Origin of the sequence: Sphingomonas sp. CCH9-E2, assembly GCF_001557215.1 — a bacterium.
Taxonomy (GTDB): domain Bacteria; phylum Pseudomonadota; class Alphaproteobacteria; order Sphingomonadales; family Sphingomonadaceae; genus Sphingomonas.
In genome coordinates this window covers 1-2,907 of the sequence record NZ_LSJM01000097.1, presented here as the reverse complement: position 1 = coordinate 2,907, position 2,907 = coordinate 1, and the positions used below count along the sequence as shown (strand labels likewise).

The window sequence follows — 2,907 nt, the reverse complement described above, 5'->3', positions numbered from 1 at the left end:
GCGGCGGCGGGACAACCGGCAGCGGCGGGCAACAGGTGGCGCAGCAAAAGGCATGCGATACGCCCGAGGAGCTGCAGGCGTGCCGCGTGATGACCAGCACCGAACAGACCTGGACCAAGCTCTTCGCCGATCAGGGCCAGCGTTACCCCGCCCCGGTGCTCAATTTCTACGAAGGTGGCGTCCAGTCGGGCTGCGGTCAGGCAAGCTCGGCGGCCGGGCCGTTCTATTGCCCGGCGGATCGCGGCATCTATCTCGACACCGGATTTTTCCGTGAGCTGGCGACGCGGTTCGGCGCGGCGGGCGATTTCGCGCAGAATTACGTGATCGCGCACGAGGTCGGCCACCATATCCAGAATGTCAGCGGCACGATGGAGCAGGTGCGCGCACGCCAGTCGCGGATGAGCCAGGCCGAGGGCAATGCGCTGTCGGTGCGGGTCGAGCTGCAGGCGGATTGCTATGCCGGCGTGTGGGCGGCGCAGAATCGCGACCGGCTCGATCCCGGCGATATCGAGGAAGGGCTGCGCGCGGCCGAGGCGATCGGCGACGATACGCTGCAGAAGCAGGCGCAGGGGACGATCGTGCCGGAGAGCTTTACCCATGGCACTTCGGCGCAGCGCATGAAGTGGCTGAAGCGCGGGCTGGACAGCGGCAATCCTGCCGCCTGCGACACGTTTAGCGGCGCGATTTGAGGATGAGTGAATGAGTGTCGCATTCCGCCGCGAGAGCGACGAGGAGCATAAGGAACCCCGATTCGAGCTGCCGATCCCTGCTGGCCCCAATCTGGTGACCGCGCGCGGGCTGGCGCTGATCGATGCACAGGTGCGCGCGCTGGAGGCGCAGCTCGACGGGCTGGAGGGTGAGGAAGCGCGTGCGCCGGTGCTGCGCGACCTGCGCTATTGGCATACCCGCCAGACCACCGCGCAGCTGGCGCCGGTGCCGGAGGCGGATGTGGTGGCGATCGGATCGCGGGTCGGCTTTCGCCTGAACGGGCGGGAGCGCGCGATCGACATCGTAGGCCATGATGAGGCCGACCCCGCGCAGGATCGCATCGCGTTTCAGGCGCCGCTTGCAGCCGCGATGCTCGGCGCGGAAGTGGGCGAGCGCGTCGATTTCGGCGGGCGCAGCGAAGCGATCGAGGTCCTGTCGGCCGGGCCGATCCCCGACTGACACCAAAAAGCCCGGGTGTTGCCACCCGGGCCAAAGGATGCGGACCGGCGAACCGGCTCCGCCTGGGAGTTCCGGTCAATAGGTGCCGGAAAAGCTGCGATTGAGATAATGCGGGCCGCGATTGTCGTCGCGCTCGCGCTCACCGAACATCGCGCCGCTGCGGTCTTCGTCGCGCCACGCCGCCTTGGCTTCGTCGGCGGTCTTGCGGATCGTCACCTTGTCATCGACCGACTCGATCCAGCGCGACGGGATCGAATGGTGATGGCCGCCCGCATCGGGATCGCTCTTGGTCAGCACGATGCGGTCGCCGCGCACCTTGTCGACCGTGCCGATATGCGCGCCGTCGGAGCCGACCACTTCCATATGCTCGGCCACGCGGGCGAGCGAACTGCGCTGACCCTGGCGTTCGGTGCGCCATGCACCGAACTCGTTTTCGAACCGCGTCTGATTTTCGCGGCGATATTCGTGATAATCGCGGTCGAGATCCTCGATCTGGCGGCGGCGCCAGCCATGATAATTGTCGTCACGCCCGTCATCGCCGTAGCGCGCGTCGTAACGCGCATCGGCCGCGCGGCGGCGCTCCGCTTCGTCGTCACCGAACCATGAGCGGACCTCATCGCCCGCACGGTCGAAAAAGCCGCGATCCTCATAGCGATAGCCTTCGGGTCCGCGCTCGCGCCCGCGACCGCTGCGGCCCTCATCATATTGGTTGCGATAGCCGCGGCTGCCGCTGGTGTAGCGATCGTCATAGTCGCGCCCGCCGCGGTAGCCCTGCGCGCCATAGCGGTCCTCGCCACGACCGCGCTCGTCGTGGTCGGCCGCATAATATTCGCGCGCGCTCGACCGATATCGGTCGCGATCCGGGTCGTAACCATAGCCATAGCCGGAACTGCGCGACGACGAGCGGTCACTCACGCCCCAGTCATTGCGATTGTCGTTGCGATAGGGTTCGTAGCCCATCGGCTCCTCCTCATCCTGCCGGTTTCCGGGCACGCGCCATCCGCGCGCCCCACGGCAAAAAAATGAATGAGTTGCGGGGCTTGTTCCTGCCACGTGGGGGCCAGGTGCGACGAGCGGGGGCAGAGACCGGCCCACCGGAAAATCGAAGCGTTTGGCGTTGCAAAGCGAGGGGAGGAAAGCTAGACGAACGGCCTTCCGGCAGTGCCGGGGCGTGGAGCGGGGCTGTAGCTCAGATGGGAGAGCGCTGCAATCGCACTGCAGAGGTCAGGGGTTCGATTCCCCTCAGCTCCACCAGCCTGATGCATTGAACCCTTCATCGACTGTCGATCGGCCGGCGGCCCCGCCGCCCGGCACCGTATTTATACCGGAATCGCGTGTGGTTCGTTTAACGATAAGATAGTCGGCTTGCGCTAGGGCGAGGGGATGGCCGCCGAGGTGATCAGCACAGCAACCGGGACGCGCGCGCCTGCGGTGGACGCAGGATGATCGCGCTGCAGCGATACGTTCCGGGCATTGCGCCAGCGCGTGCGGCGGGGGTCATGCTGTGGCTTGTGGCGCTCGCGGGCGCGGTGTGGCTGTCGAGCAGCCGGTTCGTAGTCGCCCCGGGGTTTGAGTTCTATCTCGGGCCGCTTTTCTACCTTGTCGCCTATCGCTGGTTCGGGGTGCGCTGGGGCCTGGTCACGGCGGCGCTGACGATGGCGCCGTCGGTCCTGTGGTGGGGGCACGGCTACTCCGTGATGCTGGCGGTCGGCCATGTGCTGGCGGTCGCCTGGTCCCGCC

The 2,907-nt window shown here is 66.8% G+C and carries 4 protein-coding genes and 1 tRNA gene; 4 read left to right on the top strand and 1 reads right to left on the bottom strand.

The window, feature by feature from the left end; translation table 11 throughout:
• Together ypfJ and AX681_RS05180 are read left to right on the top strand one after the other, a co-directional pair.
• On the top strand, window positions 1-689 hold a 689-nt coding region (gene ypfJ / locus AX681_RS05185), incomplete at its 5' end, for a KPN_02809 family neutral zinc metallopeptidase (RefSeq protein WP_156456038.1).
• Window positions 690-699: 10 nt separating this feature from the next.
• A complete protein-coding gene (locus AX681_RS05180; RefSeq protein WP_066661864.1) occupies window positions 700-1,167 on the top strand; it encodes a GreA/GreB family elongation factor in 468 nt (155 codons plus the stop codon).
• Window positions 1,168-1,242: 75 nt separating this feature from the next.
• On the opposite strand, the gene AX681_RS05175 is transcribed toward AX681_RS05180, so the two are convergent.
• On the bottom strand, window positions 1,243-2,127 hold the full coding sequence (locus AX681_RS05175) for a DUF2171 domain-containing protein (RefSeq protein ID WP_082738033.1): 885 nt from the start codon (window positions 2,125-2,127) through the stop codon (window positions 1,243-1,245).
• A gap of 218 nt (window positions 2,128-2,345) precedes the next feature.
• On the opposite strand from AX681_RS05175, the gene AX681_RS05170 reads away from it, so the two are divergent.
• Together AX681_RS05170 and AX681_RS05165 are read left to right on the top strand one after the other, a co-directional pair.
• Window positions 2,346-2,421 (top strand) — tRNA-Ala (locus tag AX681_RS05170).
• Window positions 2,422-2,666: 245 nt separating this feature from the next.
• Window positions 2,667-2,907, top strand: a 241-nt coding sequence (locus tag AX681_RS05165; protein WP_156456037.1) for a hypothetical protein, incomplete at its 3' end; no start/stop codon positions are given.